This is a genomic window from Duganella sp. P38 (genome assembly GCF_050859475.1).
Lineage (GTDB): Bacteria > Pseudomonadota > Gammaproteobacteria > Burkholderiales > Burkholderiaceae_D > Rugamonas.
This window is the reverse complement of the sequence record NZ_CP193936.1, coordinates 1,899,520-1,916,889: the sequence shown is the minus strand read 5'-3', so window position 1 is coordinate 1,916,889 and position 17,370 is coordinate 1,899,520. Positions and strand designations below refer to the sequence as shown.

Here is a 17,370-nt window from a genome sequence, read left to right as displayed (position 1 = left end):
TTTTGGCGTGCTGCTGCCCGGCGTGCTACCGGTGTTTTTACTCAGCGGCCTGCTGCAACTGGCGCTGGACGCGGTGCTGAGCCACGTCGGCGCGTATCGCGGCAGCTGGCACCCGGCGCTGGTGCGCCTGTGCATGTTCGTCTGCATCTTCAGCGCCCTGCTGGTCGTCCTCTACCAATAACCTTATTCTTCGAGAGCCTTTTGTGAGCGCATCTAAAATTTTTCGCTTTTGCCTGACCATGCTGCTGCTGGCGGCGGCCCTGTGGATGGGCCGTTCCGCCTGGGACCATTACATGGAGTCGGCGTGGACCCGCGACGGCCGCGTCAAGGCCGACGTGGTCACCATCAGCGCCGACGTGGCGGGCACCGTGACCGAGGTGCTGGTGCACGATAACCAGCTGGTGCAGAAAGGCGATGTGCTGTTCATCGTCGACAAGGCGCGCTACGAGAATGCGCTGGCGCAGAGCAAGGCGCTGCTGGCGTCGCAGCAGGTCGAGAAAGGCCGCCGCGCACAGGAGGCCAGGCGCCGCGCGGGACTGGACGACGCCATCGTCTCGGCCGAAAGCAAGGAGACGGCGCAGGCGGCGGTGGGCAGCGCGTCGGCGCAGTACCAGGCCGCCGTGGCCGCGCGCGAGCTGGCGCAGCTGAACCTGGAGCGCACCGTGGTGCGCGCGCCGGTCACCGGCTATGTCACCAACCTGAATGTGCATCCGGGCGATTTTGCCGCCGTTGGCGCGGCCAAGCTGGCGCTGATCGACGCGGCGTCGTTCTACGTTGTAGGCTATTTCGAAGAAACCAAGCTACCGCTGTTGAAAGTGAACGATAAAGTGGAAGTACACATGATGAGTGGCGCGGCGCAGCTGCAAGGCCATATCGAGAGCATCGCGCGCGGCATCACCGACCGCGACGCGAACCTGGGCCGCGAACTGCTGGCCGACGTCAATCCGACCTTCAACTGGGTGCGGCTGGCGCAGCGGGTGCCGGTGCGCATCCACATCGACGCCAAGCCGAAGGACCTGCAACTGGTGGCGGGCACCACCTGCTCGGTGGTGATCCATGGATAACAACCTGATACGCCTGTTCATCGACGCCGCGCAGCTGGGCAGCTTTTCCGCGGCCGGCCGCAAGCAGGGCCTGTCGCCGGCAGCGGCCAGCGCCAGCATCCAGCGGCTGGAAGCGTCGCTGCAGGTGAAGCTGTTCGAGCGCACCACGCGGCAGCTGCGGCTGACCGAGGAAGGCCGCTTGTACCGCCACTTTGCCGAGCAGGCGATGGCGCTGATGAGCGAGGCGGAAGCCAGCCTGCAAGCGGGCACCGGCAGCGTGCGCGGCGTGGTGAAAATCTCGGCGCCGTCGGACCTGGGCCGCAATGTGCTGATGCCGATGCTGGACGACTTCCGCGCCCGCCATCCGGAAGTGGAGTACGCGCTGACCTTGAGCGGCAACGCCTCCAATATGGTGCAGGACGATCCGGACCTGGTGCTGCGCTACGGCCTGCTGGCCGGCAACGACATGGTGACGCGCGTGCTGGCGCCGAGCCGGCGCGTGGTCTGCGCGGCGCCGTCGCTGATCGCCCGCACCGGCGGCCCGGCCACGCCGGAGGATCTGGCGTATCTGCCGACGCTGGTGCTGGTGACGGCCATGGGCGCGTTGCAGGAGTGGCGCTACTGCACCAACGATGAAGCGGACGAACGCCGCTCGGTGCGCGTGCAGCGCGGACAGCAGAGCAATGACGGCGAGATCCTGCGCAAGTGGGCCATCGCCGGCCAGGGCTATGCCTATAAGGCGTTATTGGACATTTCGGATGACCTGCGCTGCGGCAGGCTGGCGACGGTGCTGGACGAATATTTCACCGACAGCGAGCCGCTTACCCTGCTGTATCACCGCGACCGCTATCAGCCGCCGCGCGTGGCGCTGCTGATCGCCTATCTCCAGCAGCGCTTCGCCGAGCTGGCGTAAGCGCTAGCCGGGGCAGCCGCGCTGACTGGACCAGCCGCGCTGCCGTAAAGCCGAGCAGCCGCGCAGCCGCGCAGCGATGCTGATGTGTGGCCGTGCGGTCGTGTCGCGATGCGGCGGGTGCGGCGATGCGGCGATGCGGCGGGCGTGTTGCCGTGTGGCGCCAGCCGTCGACCGACTTAGCGCGCGCCGGCGGCGTCGATGATGGCGCCGCTGACGTAGGAGGACTGCTCGCCCAGCAGCCACAGAATAGTTTCGGCGATTTCCTCCGGCTGGCCGCCGCGCCCCAGCGGCACGGTCGACGCCAGCTTGCTGACGCGATCCGCGTCGCCGCCGCTGGCGTGGATGTCGGTATAAATAATCCCCGGCCGCACACAGTTGACGCGAATCCCTTCGGGCCCGACCTCCTTCGACAGCCCGAGCGTCAGCACATCCACCGCGCCCTTGCTGGCCGCATAATCCACATACACATTGCCGGCGCCATGCCGCGCCGCGCCCGACGACACGTTGACGATGCCGCCCCCTGCCCGCCGCGCGCGGTGGACATGCGCCGCACCGCCTCGCGGCTGCACAGGAAGTAGCTCAACACATTGGTGGTCAGCACCCGCTGCAAGCGTTCGGCCGACATATCCGCCAACTGCCCCTGCTGCTCCAGCACGCCGACATTGTTGACCAGCGCCGTCAACGGCCCCAGTTCCTCGTCGATGGTGGTGAACAAGCGCAGCACGTCGGCCTCGATGCCGACATCGGCCTGCACGGCGATCGCCTCGCCGCCCTCGCCCACAATCTGCGCGCGCAGCTGGTCGGCCGCCGCCGCGTTGCGGTGGTAGTTGATGCAGACGGCATAGCCGCGGCGACTGGCCAGCAGCGCCGTCGCCGCACCGATGCCGCGGCTGCTGCCGGTCACCAGCAAAACCTGTTTCATCACTTCTCCGGACTCAGGTTGGACATCGCATACGTCAGGTGCTGCCACCAGTGATCGCGCGACTGCACGCTGGCCAGGCATTTTTTATCGAGTTCCGTCTTGAACACCGGATCGCGGCACTGCTTGTTGATCAGCGCATTGCGCTGGTTCTCGGCATTGACCAATGCCAGCGCCATCCAGAAGATCAGGCCCATGAAGATAATCACCAGGCTCCACGCCAGGTGGTTGATGTGCGACCATTCAAACAGCGTTTCCAGCGCGGGCGAAGACTCCTTGTAGATCTTCATGACCTGGCCTTCGGCTTCCTCTTGCTCGTTACGTGGGAATTTCATTTTCTTACCCGTCCTTCCTTGATTACTTCTTCGCCGCGCGTTCTTGCAGCGACTTGGCCACCAGATGATCGACCACCGCGAACATCGCCTTGTGCGCCTCGTCGGCCGAGGTCAGGCCGTGGCCGGCCACCGCAGGCGACGTGGTGTAGCGGCCGTCGATGACCAGCGCCGGCACGCTGTCCAGTTTATATTGCGTCGCCACCTGCTGCGCGCGTTTCAGTTTAGCCTGTACGCCGAAGGAATTAAAGGCGTTCAGATACCTGGCCTTGTCGACGCCGTTCTTCACCACGAAATCAAGCAAGGCCTGATCGGTATTGAGGCGGTTGCGCTCGACGTGGATGGCGTGGAAGATTTTTTCATGCAGATTGGTGATATTCATCGCCTCCAGCGTGTAGAAGGCGCGCGCCTGGGCGTCATCGCCCATGTGCATGCGGCGGAACACCACCTTGTCGCTGTTCTTTTTGACCCAGCCGGCCAGCAGCGGATCGAGCACATTGCAGTGCGGGCAGTGATACATGAAGAACTCCAGCACCTCGACCTTTTTGCCGGTGTCCGGGCGCGGGCCTTCGACGGTGTTGTAGTCGAGGCCATTCTTGAAATCGGCGGCGCCGGCGGCAGCGGCGGCAACAAAGGCAAACGTGGCGACCAGCGGGCGCAGCAGGTTCAGGAAACGCATGGACCATCCTTCAAATAGACGATAAACGCCGGCAGATTACCACCTTTTAGCGCGCCCGGCCTAGCGATTAAGCCGGCTTTAAGGGCGGCGCCGGCGCGCCTCCTCCAGCCTGTCGCACAGCGTGGCGACGCCGTCGGCAATGCGCGGCGTGGCGCGCACCAGCAGTTCGCCGTCCAGCGTGAACAGGTTGTCGCGCTGGACCGCCTGCAAGCCCTTGTACGTTCGCCAGAGGGTGATGCCGGCCTGGCCGTCATGCTGGCCGCCGCCGATGATGGCTTCCGGATTTTCCTGCAACACGGCCTCGGTGCTGACCGACGGCGCGGTCACTTTCAGGCCGGCGAAGACATTGCTGCCCCCGCACACGCGCATGGCGTCGCTGGCGATATGCGCGCCGTTGAGCGTGAACAGCGGCTTTTCCCATATCTGATAGAACACCCGCACCGGCGCGCGCTGGGCGTAGGCGGCGCTGAGGCGGGCGATTTTCTGGCGGTAGTCGCGCGCGGCCGCTTGCGCGACGGTGTCGGTGCCCAGCAACTGGCCGAGGCGCGTCAGGCTGGTGGCGACATCGTCGAGCTTTTTCGGCTCGCTGTAGAAGATCGGGATGCCCAGGCTTTTCAGCTGCGCCAGCTGGCGCTCGGTATTCCCGCTCTGCCAGACCACCAGCAAATCCGGGCGCAACGCCAGCAGCCGCTCCATATCGATCTGCGCGTTGCTGCCGATGACCGGGATGCGCCTGGCCGCTTCCGGATAGTCGCTATAGTTCATGGCGCCGACCACGCGCTCGCCGCCGCCGGCCGCGAACAGCAGCTCGGTGATATGCGGCGCGGTGGCCACCACCCGCTGCGCCGGCCGCGCCAGCGTGACGCGGTGGCCGGCGTCGTCCTGCACGGTGACAGGCGCGGCGCCAGCTTCCGCGCCGGCGCCCAGCGCCAGCGGCGCTACCAGCAGCAGGTGGCCGATGGCGCGCATCAGAACGCGTAGCGCGCCGACAGTTTCAGCTGGCGGCCGTTGGATGGATAAATCCCGCCCTTGCAGCTGAACGCTTGCGAGAAGTAGTTCTTGTCCGTCAGGTTCTGGCCGGACAGCGCCCACTCCCACTGGCCGAAGCTGCGCGCGTAGCGCGCGTCCAGCGTGGTGTACGACGGCATCTCGCCCGCGCAGGTATTGCTGAAGTCCGAGCCATAGCGCTGCTTGTCGACCCACTGCGCGCCGACGTCGGCGCTCTGGCCCTGGCCGGTCCAGCTCAGGCGCGCGCTCACGGTGTTCTTCGGCACCAGCACCATCTCCTTGCCGTCGTTGACGCCCTCGCGGAACTCGGCCCGCACGTGCTGGTAGTGGGCGTTGACGGCCCACGCGGCGTTGATGCGCTGCTCCGCATCCAGCTCGAAGCCCTGGCGGCGGGTCGGATCGAGGTTGGTGTTGGCGCCGCCGAAAGGATTCGCCGTTGGGTCGAAGAAGATTTCATCGGTCAGGTTATGGCGGAACACGCGCGCGGTGACCTTCTGCGCGGCGTTGGCGTAGCTCAGGCCCAGTTCCGCGTCATGCGATTGCTGCGCCTTCAGCGCACGATTGAAAACCGGGGTGTAGGAATCCTCGTCGGCCGTGGCGACGCGGTAGCTCTGGCCCAGCTTGCCGAACACCGTCACCTGCGCCAGCGGCATGTAGCTCGCTTGCAGCTCCCAGGCGTTGAGCGCCTGCTTGGCGTCATAGGCGGCGAACGCCAGCGGATCGGCGTAGTCCTTGTCGAAGATCTCGCGGCGCACGCCGGCGGAGATGCGGCCCTCGTGCGACGGATCGAAACGCAGCTCGTCGCGCAGGTAGATGGCCCTGGATTTCTGGTCGGCGTCGGCGGCCGAGTAAGCGGCGCTGGTGGTGCGCTCCCACTTGGCGAAGTCGAAGCCGGCCACCAGTTCATTGACCATGCCGTTGATGGCGCCCAGCTTGCGCACGCGCGGCGAGAACTGCCACTGCTTGCTGTCATAGGTGGCGGCCGACGGCGTGCCGCCAAAGAAGTAGGTCGACTCCACCGTCTTCTTGCGGTACGACAGATCGGCGGCGACGTCATGGCCGAACAGGCGGTACTGGCCGAACACGGTCAGGCGGTCGCTGTCGAGCGAGCCGTGGTCGTTCGGCGTCAGCGTCTGCCGTGGGTTGGCGTTGTACTGTGCTTCGTTCAGTGAGCCGGCCAGGCGCGTATCCTGGCGCGCGCCCTCGTAGCGGAAGCCGGCGCGGTCGAACTGGTTGGCGTACCATTGCGCGCCGCCGCTGAACTGCGTCTGCTTGAAGTCATTGTTATCGCGGTAGTTGTCGGTGCGCTGGTGGCCGATGCTGGCGTCGGCAGCAAAACCGTCCCACGCCTGGGCGCCGGACACGCGCAGCTCGCCGGCATTGAACTGGCCGCCCTCGACGAACACGCTGCCACGGCTGCTGTACTGGCCCGGGCGCCTGGTGACGATGTTGATCACGCCGGCGGTGGCGCCGTCGCCATACAGCACGCTGGCGCCGCCGCGCAGGATCTCGATGCGCTCGACGCTGTCGATCGGGATGGCCGACAGCACGGGATTGAGCAGCTCGTTTTCCGAGCGGCGCACGCCGTCGACCACGACCACCATGTTCTGGCTGCTGTTGGTGCCGAAGCCGCGCAGGTCGAGGCTGAAGTCCGGGCTGCCGTCCAGGCTCTGGCGGCCGTAGACGCCGCCGATCTTGCGGATGGCCGCGTTGACGTCGCTGACGCCGGCGCGGCGGATCTCGTCGGCGCTGATGATGGTGGCGCCGATCGGCGCCAGCGCCGGCTCGGCGTCGAAGCGCGCGCCGGTGACCACGACGGTGGCGGCGTCTTCCGCCATGGCGTTAAAACAGAGGGAGACGGCGACAGCCAGCAGGCAAGGACGGATCATGATCTTCAGTACTGATTATTGGATGAGCCGGCATTATACGCCCGGCAAGACCATCCAGTTTTTAGATATGATCCATCTATATTTCCCCCATTGATTGCACCAGCTTGCGTGCTTATAGTGAAGGTAGAAAGGAATTGACGATGACCCTACCTACCTATTTCCTGTCGCACGGCGGCGGCCCATGGCCGTTCATGATGGACCAGGTCGGCCATTTATACGGCAAGCTGGACGCCTCGCTGCGCGATATCCCGCGCCAGCTCGGCGTCAGGCCGAAGGCGCTGCTGGTGGTTACCGCGCACTGGGAGGGACGCGACTTCATGCTGTCGTCGTCGCCCCAGCCGCCGATGATCTACGACTACGGCGGCTTCCCGCCGCACACCTACGAGGTGCAATACCCGGCCCCCGGCTCGCCCGAGCTGGCGGCACAGGTGCAGCTGCTGCTGGAAGCCGGCGGCCACCGCGCGGTGCTGGACGCGCAGCGCGGCTTCGACCACGGCACGTTCAGCGCCCTGTATCCGGTGTATCCGCAGGCGGACATGCCGATCGTGCAACTGTCGCTGAAACAAGGCCTCGACCCGCAGGAACACCTGGAAGTCGGCCGCCTGCTGGCGCCGTTGCGCGAGCAGGGCGTGCTGATCGTCGGCAGCGGCCTCAGCTACCATAACCTGCGCGCCTTCAACGCGGCCGGGGCGGCGGCTTCGCATGCGTTCGACGGCTGGCTGCGCGCGACGATGGCGCTGCCGCCGCAGCAGCGCACGGCGCGGTTGTTGCAGTGGGAGCAGGCGCCAGCCGCGCGCCTGGCGCATCCGCGCGAGGAGCATTTGCTGCCGCTGATGGTGGTGCTGGGCGCGGCCGAGCAGGATGCGGCGAGCGTGCCGTATCATGAGGACGCGTTTATGGGGGCGCTGGCGGTGAGTAGCTTCCGCCTGGGATAGCGCCGCCGTTATTCCGCCGTTATTCCGCCATTATTCCTTTGCAGGCGTTCCATGGGTTCCCGCCTGCGCGGGAACGACGGTCAGGTGCCGCGCTTGCCGTTGGCGGCTGCGCGCGCTTTTTCGGCGGCGATCGCGGCTTTTTCGGCTGCCTTCACCGCCATCTCCGCCTCATGCTGCGCCAGGCGCGCGCGGCGCGTGTCCGGCGTTTCCAGCGAGATCCGGCCCAGCACGCCGCTGCGGTAGTCGCCGAGGAAGGTGTGGGCGGCCTTTTCGTAGTCGAGGTCGCCGCCGCGCTGGCGGAAGCCGCGCTTGATGCCGATGCCTTCCACCACGCCGATGGCGTCCATCTTGTCCAGCTCCTTGAAGCCGTAGCGCGCCACCAGCAGCGCCGGGTAGTGCACCAGCAGCTCGCCGGCCAGGAATTCCGCCACTTCCTCTTCGATCAGCGCGTTCGAGCCGATCGCGTGGCTGGCGGCCAGCATCAGGCCGTCACTGGGCAGCGCGATCTTCGGCCACAGCATGCCGGGCGTGTCGACCAGCACGGTGTTCTTGTCCAGATACAGCTTTTGCTGCTGCTTGGTGACGGCCGGCTCGTCGCCGACCTTGGCCACGCGCTTTTTCAGCAAGGCGTTCATCAGCGTCGATTTGCCGACGTTGGGAATGCCCATGATCATGATGCGCAAGGGCTTGGTCGGCACGCCGCGATGCGGCGCCAGCTGCTTGGCCAGCTCCGGGATCCGCGCCACGTCGGCCGGCTTCTTGGTGGTCATGGCGTAGGCGGTCACGCCTTCCTGCGCGTTGTAGTACGCGGTCCAGGCGGCCGTGGCGGCCGGGTCGGCCAGGTCGATCTTGTTGAGGATCTTCAGGCACGGCCGCTGGCGGAACTTGCGCAGCTCTTCCACCATCGGATTGGTGCTGGCCTCGGGCAGGCGCGCGTCGACTACTTCGATCACCAGATCGGTGTTCTCCATCTGTTCCGCCGCCTTCTTCTTGGCGGCGTTCATATGCCCCGGGTACCATTGTATCGACATGCTCTGACCTTCAAAAATCGTTCTGACAACCTGCTATTTTACCTGCTAACGGGGCCGGTATTCGTTTATCATGGGGCGCTTTACCTCATACATTACATAAACAACAACTCCGGAGTGCTGAAGATGAGCATAGCTGCACCGTCCAACCCGAGGGAAATCACCCTGCGCGGGATTATCCTGGGCATTCTGATTACGCTGGTATTTACCGCCGCCCAGGTCTACCTGGGCCTGAAGGTGGGCCTGACCTTCGCCACCTCGATCCCCGCCGCGGTGATCTCGATGGCGCTGTTGAGCGCGTTCAAGGACGCCACCATCCAGGAAAACAACATCGTCCAGACCATTGCCTCGGCCGCGGGCACGCTGGCCTCGGTGATTTTCGTGCTGCCAGGCCTGCTGATGATCGGCTGGTGGGCGCATGTGCCGTTCTGGCCGACCTTTGGCGCCTGCGCCATCGGCGGCGTGCTGGGCGTGATGTACACGGTGCCGCTGCGGCGCGCGCTGGTGTCGCAGTCGACGCTGCCGTATCCGGAAGGCGTGGCCGCCGCCGAGGTGCTGAAGGTCGGCATGGCCTCGCGCGAAGGCGCGGCTGAAGGCAAGGCCGGCCTGCGCGCGGTGGTGTGGGGCGCGCTGACCTCGGCCGCCTTCGCCGCCCTGGCCGCCGCCAAGCTGATGGCCGCCGAAGTGGCGATCTTCTTCCGCACCGGCAGCGGCGCCAGCCGGCATCGGCGCGTCCAGCTCGCTGGCCCTGATCGGCGCCGGCCACCTGATGGGCATCACCGTCGGCATCGCCATGCTGGCCGGCCTGGTGATCGCCTGGGGCATCCTGGTGCCGCTGATGACCAGCCTGTCGCCGGCCGCCGCCGGCATGGCCGTGGCCGACCATGCGCTGAGCATCTGGTCGAAGGAGGTGCGCATGATGGGCGCCGGCGTGATCGGCATCGCCGCCATCATCACGCTGGCCGGCCTGGCCAAGCCCATCCTGGGCGGCCTGAAGTCGGCCATGGAGACGGCGCGCAAGGCCAAGCTGGACGGCGCGGCGCTGGAGCGCACCGAGCTCGATATCCCGATCTTCATCGTCGGCCTGGTGACGCTGATTTCGCTGGTGCCGGCCGGCTGGCTGCTGGCCAGCTTCCTGCAAGGCGGCCCGCTGGCCTCGCTGTCGGCGCCGCTGGTGGCCGTTGGCGTCGGCTACATCCTGATCGCCGGCATCTTCGCGGCAGCGGTATGCGGCTATATGGCGGGCCTGATCGGTTCGTCGAACTCGCCGGTGTCCGGCATCGCCATCCTGACCATTCTCGGCGCCGCGCTCAGCGTCGGCTTCGTCGGCCGCAGCGTCATGGGCCCGGAGGTGGCGCAGGCGCTGATCGCTTTCGCGCTGTTCGTCACCACCGTGGTGCTGGCGGTGGCGGTGATCGGCAACGATAACCTGCAGGACTTGAAAACCGGCCAGCTGGTCAACGCCACGCCGTGGAAGCAACAGGTCGGCCTGCTGATCGGCGTGGCCGCCGGCTCCTGCGTGGTGCCGCCGGTGCTGGAACTGCTGAATCACGCCAACGGCTTCGTCGGCGCGCCCAACTTGGATTCGATCTCGGACCAGCCACTGGCTGCGCCGCAGGCCTTGCTGATCTCGACCTTGGCCAAGGGCGTCATCGGCGGCAACCTGCAATGGAACCTGCTCGGCTATGGCGCGCTGATCGGCCTGGCGCTGGTGCTGCTGAACTTCGCCCTGAAGAAGGCCAGCAACGACAAGTACAGCCTGCCGCCGCTGGGCGTCGGCCTGGCGATCTACCTGCCGAGCGCGGTGATCACGCCGGTGGTGATCGGCGCTGTAGCCGGCTGGCTGTTCGAGCGCGCGGTCGAGAAAAAGGCCGGCGGCGAGTCGGCCAAGCGCATCGGCGTGCTGGTGATGTCCGGCTTCATCGTCGGCGAGAGCCTGTTCAACGTGGCGCTGGCCGGCATGATCGTGCTGTCCGGCGTCGGCGAGCCGCTGGCCGTGGCCAACAGCATGGGCGAGCACACCACTATGCTGATCGCGCTGGTGCTCGGCGCCGCCATCGTCAGCGGCCTGTACCGCTGGGCCGCGCGCAGCGGCGCCAGCGTCCACGGCCAGGCCTGAGCGGCCTTGCCGCCCGCCGCCAGCGGCCCGTGCGACCAGCGCGCACGGGCCGCTGGCCGTTTACAGCTCGGCCAGCGCCTTCAGGTGGGCCACCACGCTGCGGCCCAGCGCCGACAGGTTGTAGCCGCCTTCGAGGCAGCTGACGATGCGGCCGCCGGCGTGCTGGCGCGCCACCGCCATGATCTGTTCGGTCATCCAGGCGTAGTCGGCTTCGACCAGGCCCATGCCGCCGATGTCGTCCTCGCGGTGGGCGTCGAAGCCGGCCGAGATGAAGATCATTTCCGGCTTGAACGCGTGCAGCGCCGGCAGCCATTGCTCGGTGACGATCTGGCGCACCACGTCGCCCTTGGTGTGGGCCGGCACCGGCACGTTGACCAGGTGGCCGTCGATCGGCCGCGGCTCGCTGTACGGGTACAGCGGGTGCTGGTAGAAGCTGACCATCAGCGCGCGCGGCTCGTGGAGGAAGGCTTCCTCGGTGCCGTTGCCATGGTGGACGTCGAAGTCGACGATGGCCACCCGCGCCAGCCCGCGCACGTCGAGCGCGTGCTTGGCCGCCACGGCGACGTTGTTGAACAGGCAGAAGCCCATCGGCTCGATCGGCCGCGCGTGGTGGCCCGGCGGGCGCACCGCGCAGAAGGCGTTGGCGATTTCGCCGTCGAGCACGGCGTTGGTGGCTGCCACGGCGGCCCCGGCCGCGCGCTGCGCCGCGCGCCAGCTCCAGGCGTTGAGCGCGGTGTCGCTGTCGAGCGGGTAGGTGTCGCCCTCGGCCGGCACGTTGTCGCGCACGATGGCGATGGCGTTGCGGCTGTGGTTGCGTTCGAGGTCGGCCAGCTCGACCAGCGGCGCCTCGCGGTGTTCCAGCAGATCGCTGATGTGCGAGCCGATCAGCTGGTCCGAGATGGCTTGCAGGCGCGCCGGCGATTCGGGGTGCCAATCCCCCATGTCGTGGCGCTGGCAATCCGGATGACTGTAAATGGCGGTGGTCATGTTTTTCTGTAGAATCCCCTCAGGCGCTAATCTACCATACATATCATGAGCACAAAATTGCATGCCGTGGCCCGCCAGGTCGGCGAGATCATCGTCGGCAAGGAGTTGCAGATCCGCCAGGCGCTGACCTGCCTGCTGGCCGGCGGCCATTTGCTGGTCGAGGACGTGCCGGGCGTGGGCAAGACCACGCTGGCGCACGCGCTGGCCATTTCGCTCGGCTTGCGCTTTAACCGCGTGCAGTTCACCAGCGATTTGCTGCCGGCCGATGTCAACGGCATTTCGATCTACGCGCGCGAACAGAACGGCTTTGTGTTCCATCCGGGGCCGATCTTCACCCAGGTTCTGCTGGCCGACGAGATCAACCGCGCCACGCCGAAAACCCAGTCCGGCCTGCTGGAGGCGATGGAGGAGCGCCAGGTCAGCGCCGACGGCGTCACGCGCGCGCTGCTGGCGCCGTTCTTTGTGATTGCGACGCAAAATCCGGCCCATCAGGTCGGCACGTTCCCGCTGCCGGAATCGCAGCTGGACCGCTTTCTGATGTGCCTTTCATTGGGCTACCCGGACGCGGCGGCCGAGCGCGCGCTGCTGATGGGCGAGGACCGGCGCATGCTGCTCAAGACGCTGCCGGCGGCGATGACGCCGGACGAGCTGGCGCAGGCGCAGCAGGGGTTGCGGCAGATCCACGCCGCGGCCGCGCTGATCGATTATGTGCAGGCGCTGGCGGCGGCGTCGCGCCAGAGCGGCCTGTTCGCCGAGGGCCTGAGCCCGCGCGCGGCGCTGGCGCTGTTGCAGGCGGCGCGCGCGTGGGCGGCGCTGGAGGGGCGCGACCATGTGTTGCCCGAGGATGTGCAGGCGGTGCTGGTGCCGGTGTGCGCGCACCGGCTGCGGCCGCTGAAGTCGGCGCACGGCGTGGCGCTGGCCAGCCGCGACCTGGTGTTGCAGTTGCAGGCCTCAGTGCCGGTCTGAGCGCCCATGCCGGCCGCGCTGCCATCGCTGCGATCACTGTACCGCCGGGGCCGCGACCAGTGGTTGTTCCGGCTGCGCGCGCACGAGCCGGGCACGGTGAGCCTGACCATGCGCCGCGTGTTCATCGTGCCGACCGGCGCCGGGCTGGCGTTCGCGCTGCTGCTGCTGGTGATGCTGATCGGCGCGCTCAACTACAGCCTCGGGCTGGGCTTTGCGCTGACCTTCTTTGCCGGCGCCTGCGCGGTGGCCGATATGGTGCTGACGGCGCGCAACCTGGCCGGCCTGCGGCTGGCGCCGGGACGGGCGCAGCCGGTGTTCGCCGGCGAGGCGGCGCGCTTCGAGCTGCTGCTGCATAACCCGGGCCGGCGCGATCGCTTTGCGCTGTGGCTCGGCTTTCAGGCCGACGGTCAGCCGCGTCAGGCGGTCGACGTGGCGGCCGGCGCCGGCGCCGCGCTGGTGCTGGCGGCGCCGGCGCTGCAACGCGGCTGGCTGGCGGCGCCGCGCGTGCGGCTGGTGACGCGCTTTCCGCTGGGCCTGTTTCGCGCGTGGAGCTACTGGCAGCCGGACGCGCGGGTGCTGGTGTATCCGGCGCCGGAGCTGCCGGCGGCGGCGCTGCCCTCGGCCGGCGCGGCCAGCGAGGATGGGCATGGCACGGTGGGGCTGGACAACTTTGCCGGCATCCGCGCGTATCAGCCCGGCGATGCGCTGCGGCATCTGGCGTGGCGGCAGATCGCGCGCCATGATCCGGCGCTGGGCGGACAGCTGGTGACCAAGCATTTCGAGGGCGGCGCGGTGGCCGAGCTGGGACTCGATTTCGCCGCGCTGCCGGCGGCGCTGGGGCTGGAACAGAAGCTGTCGCGCATGGCGGCCTGGGTGCTGGAGGCCGAGCAGCGCGCGCTGCCCTACCGCTTCCGCCTCGCGCAGCACGACTACGGCCCGGCCCTCGGCGACGCCCACCGCGCCGCCTGCCTGCGCGCCCTCGCGCTCTACGGCCAGGACGAAGCGCCATGAACGCCACGCCGCCGCCCGCATCGCCGCCGGCGCCTCCGGGCCAGCCGCCGCACGCGCCTGGCGCGGAGGGCGCGCGGGCGCGGTGGGCGCTGGGGCTGACGCGCGATAAGTCGGACACGCTGCTGTTGCTGGCCGCCGCCCTGATGGTGCTGGCGCCGCATTTTCTGCATCTGCCGCCGTGGATCAGCGCCCTCGCCTGCGCCACGCTGGTGTGGCGCGCCGCCATTACCTGGCGCGGCCGGCGCATGCCGCCGGTGTGGCTGCTGGTGCCGGTGGCGCTGGCCGCCATGGCCGGCGTCTATGTCACCTACCGCACGTTGCTGGGCCGCGACGCCGGCGTCGCCATGCTGGTGCTGCTGCTGACGTTCAAGCTGCTGGAGATGCACGCCCGGCGCGACCTGTTCGTGGTCACCTTCCTCAGCTTTTTCGTGCTGCTGACCAGCTTCCTGTATTCGCAATCGATGCCGACCGCGCTGTGGACCGCCGCCGCGCTGACGGTGCTGCTGACCGCGCAACAGTCGTTCCAGTACACAGGCGCCGTGCCGCCGCTGCGCCAGCGCCTGCTGACTACGGCGCGCCTGACGGCGCTGGCCGCGCCATTGGCGCTGCTGCTGTTTGTCGCCTTCCCGCGCATCCAGGGCCCGCTGTGGGGCCTGCCCAGCGACGCTGCCGGCGGCAAGACCGGCCTCGGCGACACCATGGCGCCGGGCTCGCTGGCCGCGCTGGCGCAGTCCGACGAGATCGCCTTCCGCGTGCGTTTCGAGGGCGGCGACGCGCCGCCGCAGCCGCTGCTGTACTGGCGCAGCATTGTGCTGGGCGACTACGACGGCCGCACCTGGACCCGGGTGCCGCGCAAGCGCGGACTGGAACGGCTGGAGGTGGCGGTGCAGACGCGCGGTGCGCCGCTGCGCTACGCTGTCACGCTGGAGCCGAGCAACACGCGCTGGCTGGCGCTGCTGGAGCTGCCCGGCCGCCCGCCGCACCTGCCCGGCCACCGCCTGCGCGACACCGACGAGCTGGAGCAGTTCAGCACCGAGCCGCTCACGCAGCGGGTGCGCTTCACCGCGCAGGCCTGGCCCGAGTACCGCTTGCAGGCCGGCGAGCAGCCGCAGCGCATGGCGCGCTGGCTGGCGCTGCCCGACGGCTATAACCCGCGCACGCTGGCGCTGGCCCGGCAGCTGCGCGCGGCGGCCAGCGAGGCCACCGACGCCACGCCGCTCGCCGCTACGGCGCAGGCGCGACCGGCGGCCGGCGGCGGCCGCGCTGCGGCAGCATCCCCCGCCGCCGCGCCCGGCCCCAGCGCGCAGCAACTGAGCCAGGCGGTGCTGGCGCGCTTTCGCGGCGACAACTACCGCTACACGCTCGAGCCGCCGCTGGCCGGCCGCCACGCGGTCGACGAGTTCCTGTTCGATAGCCAGGCCGGCTTTTGCGAGCACTACGCCGGCGCCTACGTGGTGCTGATGCGCGCCATGGGCGTCCACGCGCGCGTGGTCACCGGCTACCAGGGCGGCGAACGCAACCCGCTGGACCGGGTGCTGACCGTGCGCCAGTCCGACGCCCACGCCTGGGCCGAGATCTGGACCCCGGCGGCCGGCTGGCAGCGGGTCGATCCGACCGCCGCCGTCGCCCCCGAACGGGTGGCGCGCAACCTGGCCAGCGCGCTGCCGCGCCCGGCCGCCTTCGGCTTCGGCCCGCTGCTGGCGCTGCAGGACGACCCCGGCTCGTGGCTGGCGCAGCTGCGTTTCGGCTATGCCGCGCTGAATAATTCTTGGAATCAATGGGTACTCGATTACAATCCCGAGAGGCAGCGAAGTTTCCTTGAGGAACTAAGCGCTGCCGTCGCGGGCCAGCGCGCGGCGCTGCTGGCGCTGCCGGTGGCGGCCGCGCTGGCGCTGGCGGCGTGGCGGGCGCGGCGGCGCCGCCGGGCCGACCCGCTGGCGGCGCTGTACGCGGCGTTTTGCCGCCAGCAGGCGCGCCACGGCTATGCGCGCGATCCGGCCGAAGGGCCGCGCGCCTACGCCGAACGGCTGCGCGGCATGCCGGCCAGCGCCGCCAAGCACGCTGCGATGGCGCAGTTTTTACACCTGTACGGTATGCTGCGGTATGGCGCCGGCGGGACCGAATCACGCAAGGCGTCGCTGGCGACGCTGAACAACCTGTTACCCTTATGCCGATGAAGACTTTGATGACCGCCCTGCTGCTGAGCGCAGCGACCCTGAGCAGCACCGCCACCGCCCAGGTGGACCGCTACGGCTACAAGCTGCCGCCCGCCATGCAGCAACAGCAGAAGAAGAAAAAGCCGGCCGCCGCGCCGAAGAAAAAGCCGTGCCGGCTATCGACTACAGCGGCGAATACGTCAACTTCGGCGACTGGAAGGAGGTGCGTGCCTTCCTCGACGACGTCGCCGCCCGCAACGGCTTCGACCGCGCCGAGCTCGACGCGCTGATCCACCAGGTGCGCTATGTCGACGCCGCCGTGCAGCTGGTCAAGCCGGCGCCGCCGGGCAAGCCGAAGAACTGGCAGGCCTACAGCAAGCTGATGATCGACCCGGTGCGCACCGACGCCGGCGTCAAGTTCTGGAACGACAACGCCGAGGCGTTGCAGCGCGCCGAATCGCTGTACGGCGTGCCGGCCGAGATCATCGTCGCCATCATCGGCGTCGAGACGGTGTACGGCCGCAACACCGGCCGCTTCCGCGTGCTCGACGCGCTGACCACGCTGGCGTTCTCGTATCCGGAGGCGCCGCAGCGGCGCGAGCGCATGGCCTTCTTCCGCGGCGAAATCGAGGCCACGCTGCTGTTCGCGCGCCAGAGCGGCATCGATCCGCTGTCGCTGAAAGGCTCGTTTGCCGGCGCGCTCGGCATGCCGCAATTCATGCCCAGCAGCGTGATGAAGTACGCGGTCGATTTCGACGGCGACGGCAAGATCGACCTGCTCAATTCCAGCACCGACGCGATCGGCAGCGTGGCCGCCTTCCTGACCAGCCACGGCTGGGAGCGCGCGCAGACCGGGCCGATCGTGCAGGCCGCCAACGTGTCGCCCAACCGCGCCTGGGAGCCGATGCTGGGCCAGGGCCTGAAGGCGACCTATCGCCCGGCCGAGCTGGCCGCAGCCGGCGTGAGCACCAGCACGCCGGCGCCCGATCAGCTGTACGGCCTGATCGACCTGCAAAACGGCGCCGAGCCGACCGAGTACTGGCTGGCCAACACGAATTTCTTTGCGATCACCCAGTACAACCGCAGCTATTTCTACGCGATGTCGGTGGTGGAGCTGGGGCGGGCGGTGCGCCAGGCGCGCGGCGGCGCGGCGGCGACGGCCAGCGCTTCAGGGATGTAAGCAAGCGTAAAACGGCTTGTACCGTGGGGCCGCCCACGGTATTGTTTTGTTGACACTTGGAAATAAAATACTGGCGCTGGCTGTGAACGCGCGTTAAAACACGCTGCCAATCGGTAATAATTGTTATACAGCTAACTTTAATGGATAATTAAAAGTGTGCATAGGCAGCATAGCACAGAAGTCAGTGTATAATTCTCACACATTG

Annotated in this window: 16 protein-coding genes and 2 pseudogenes; 11 read left to right on the top strand and 7 right to left on the bottom strand. The window is 68.0% G+C overall.

The features are described from left to right. Positions 1 to 7: 7 nt before the first annotated feature. From ACRQ5J_RS08770 to ACRQ5J_RS08760, 3 genes are read left to right on the top strand one after another with little or no spacing between them, the layout of a single operon-like run. Positions 8 to 181: a DUF1656 domain-containing protein gene (locus ACRQ5J_RS08770; RefSeq protein ID WP_432382651.1), complete on the top strand. Its 174-nt coding sequence runs from the start codon at positions 8 to 10 to the stop codon at positions 179 to 181. A gap of 22 nt (positions 182 to 203) precedes the next feature. Beyond that, a complete protein-coding gene (locus ACRQ5J_RS08765; protein ID WP_432382649.1) occupies positions 204 to 1,064 on the top strand; it encodes an efflux RND transporter periplasmic adaptor subunit in 861 nt (286 codons plus the stop codon). After that, the gene (locus ACRQ5J_RS08760) at positions 1,057 to 1,956 is read left to right on the top strand and encodes a LysR family transcriptional regulator (protein WP_432382648.1); all 900 of its coding nucleotides are present in this window, start codon (positions 1,057 to 1,059) and stop codon (positions 1,954 to 1,956) included. Before ACRQ5J_RS08765 ends, ACRQ5J_RS08760 begins: the two co-directional genes overlap by 8 nt. Before the next feature lie 176 nt (positions 1,957 to 2,132). Here ACRQ5J_RS08760 and ACRQ5J_RS08755 read toward each other — a convergent pair. The 5 genes and pseudogenes from ACRQ5J_RS08755 to ACRQ5J_RS08735 form a co-directional block, all read right to left on the bottom strand. Further along, positions 2,133 to 2,878 (bottom strand): annotated as a pseudogene (locus ACRQ5J_RS08755) (SDR family oxidoreductase). Further along, positions 2,878 to 3,210, bottom strand: a complete 333-nt coding sequence (locus ACRQ5J_RS08750) for a hypothetical protein (RefSeq protein ID WP_432382646.1) — start codon at positions 3,208 to 3,210, stop codon at positions 2,878 to 2,880. Before ACRQ5J_RS08750 ends, ACRQ5J_RS08755 begins: the two are co-directional and overlap by 1 nt. Positions 3,211 to 3,232: 22 nt before the next feature. Beyond that, positions 3,233 to 3,886, bottom strand: a complete 654-nt coding sequence (locus tag ACRQ5J_RS08745; protein ID WP_432382645.1) for a thiol:disulfide interchange protein DsbA/DsbL — start codon at positions 3,884 to 3,886, stop codon at positions 3,233 to 3,235. A gap of 78 nt (positions 3,887 to 3,964) precedes the next feature. Then, a complete protein-coding gene (locus ACRQ5J_RS08740; protein WP_432382643.1) occupies positions 3,965 to 4,855 on the bottom strand; it encodes a cobalamin-binding protein in 891 nt (296 codons plus the stop codon). Next, complete coding sequence (locus ACRQ5J_RS08735; RefSeq protein WP_432382641.1) at positions 4,855 to 6,783, bottom strand: TonB-dependent receptor; 1,929 nt, start codon at positions 6,781 to 6,783, stop codon at positions 4,855 to 4,857. Before ACRQ5J_RS08735 ends, ACRQ5J_RS08740 begins: the two co-directional genes overlap by 1 nt. A 140-nt stretch (positions 6,784 to 6,923) precedes the next feature. On the opposite strand from ACRQ5J_RS08735, the gene ACRQ5J_RS08730 reads away from it, so the two are divergent. After that, the gene (locus tag ACRQ5J_RS08730) at positions 6,924 to 7,718 is read left to right on the top strand and encodes a DODA-type extradiol aromatic ring-opening family dioxygenase (RefSeq protein WP_432382639.1); all 795 of its coding nucleotides are present in this window, start codon (positions 6,924 to 6,926) and stop codon (positions 7,716 to 7,718) included. 80 nt (positions 7,719 to 7,798) lie between these two features. Here ACRQ5J_RS08730 and ylqF read toward each other — a convergent pair whose 3' ends face one another. After that, the gene (gene ylqF, locus ACRQ5J_RS08725) at positions 7,799 to 8,749 is read right to left on the bottom strand and encodes a ribosome biogenesis GTPase YlqF (RefSeq protein ID WP_432382637.1); all 951 of its coding nucleotides are present in this window, start codon (positions 8,747 to 8,749) and stop codon (positions 7,799 to 7,801) included. Between ylqF and ACRQ5J_RS08720 the strand changes: the two are divergent. After that, positions 8,723 to 9,403 (top strand): annotated as a pseudogene (locus ACRQ5J_RS08720) (OPT family oligopeptide transporter); the annotation flags it as partial. The gene ylqF and the pseudogene ACRQ5J_RS08720 sit on opposite strands and share 27 nt — an antisense overlap. A 112-nt stretch (positions 9,404 to 9,515) precedes the next feature. Beyond that, entirely contained in the window at positions 9,516 to 10,865 is a 1,350-nt protein-coding gene (locus ACRQ5J_RS08715) for an OPT family oligopeptide transporter (protein WP_432382635.1), read from the top strand. A gap of 60 nt (positions 10,866 to 10,925) precedes the next feature. Here ACRQ5J_RS08715 and ACRQ5J_RS08710 read toward each other — a convergent pair whose 3' ends face one another. Further along, complete coding sequence (locus tag ACRQ5J_RS08710; protein WP_432382633.1) at positions 10,926 to 11,852, bottom strand: histone deacetylase family protein; 927 nt, start codon at positions 11,850 to 11,852, stop codon at positions 10,926 to 10,928. Positions 11,853 to 11,897: 45 nt separating this feature from the next. On the opposite strand from ACRQ5J_RS08710, the gene ACRQ5J_RS08705 reads away from it, so the two are divergent. From ACRQ5J_RS08705 to mltB, 5 genes are read left to right on the top strand one after another with little or no spacing between them, the layout of a single operon-like run. Continuing rightward, a complete protein-coding gene (locus ACRQ5J_RS08705) occupies positions 11,898 to 12,818 on the top strand; it encodes an AAA family ATPase (RefSeq protein WP_432382632.1) in 921 nt (306 codons plus the stop codon). Positions 12,819 to 12,824: 6 nt separating this feature from the next. Continuing rightward, entirely contained in the window at positions 12,825 to 13,829 is a 1,005-nt protein-coding gene (locus ACRQ5J_RS08700) for a DUF58 domain-containing protein (RefSeq protein WP_432382630.1), read from the top strand. After that, complete coding sequence (locus ACRQ5J_RS08695) at positions 13,826 to 16,006, top strand: transglutaminaseTgpA domain-containing protein (RefSeq protein WP_432382629.1); 2,181 nt, start codon at positions 13,826 to 13,828, stop codon at positions 16,004 to 16,006. Before ACRQ5J_RS08700 ends, ACRQ5J_RS08695 begins: the two co-directional genes overlap by 4 nt. Further along, positions 16,003 to 16,275: a hypothetical protein gene (locus tag ACRQ5J_RS08690; protein ID WP_432382627.1), complete on the top strand. Its 273-nt coding sequence runs from the start codon at positions 16,003 to 16,005 to the stop codon at positions 16,273 to 16,275. The genes ACRQ5J_RS08695 and ACRQ5J_RS08690 overlap by 4 nt, the downstream gene beginning before the upstream one ends. After that, a complete protein-coding gene (gene mltB / locus ACRQ5J_RS08685; RefSeq protein ID WP_432383612.1) occupies positions 16,164 to 17,165 on the top strand; it encodes a lytic murein transglycosylase B in 1,002 nt (333 codons plus the stop codon). Before ACRQ5J_RS08690 ends, mltB begins: the two co-directional genes overlap by 112 nt. Positions 17,166 to 17,370: the final 205 nt, after the last annotated feature.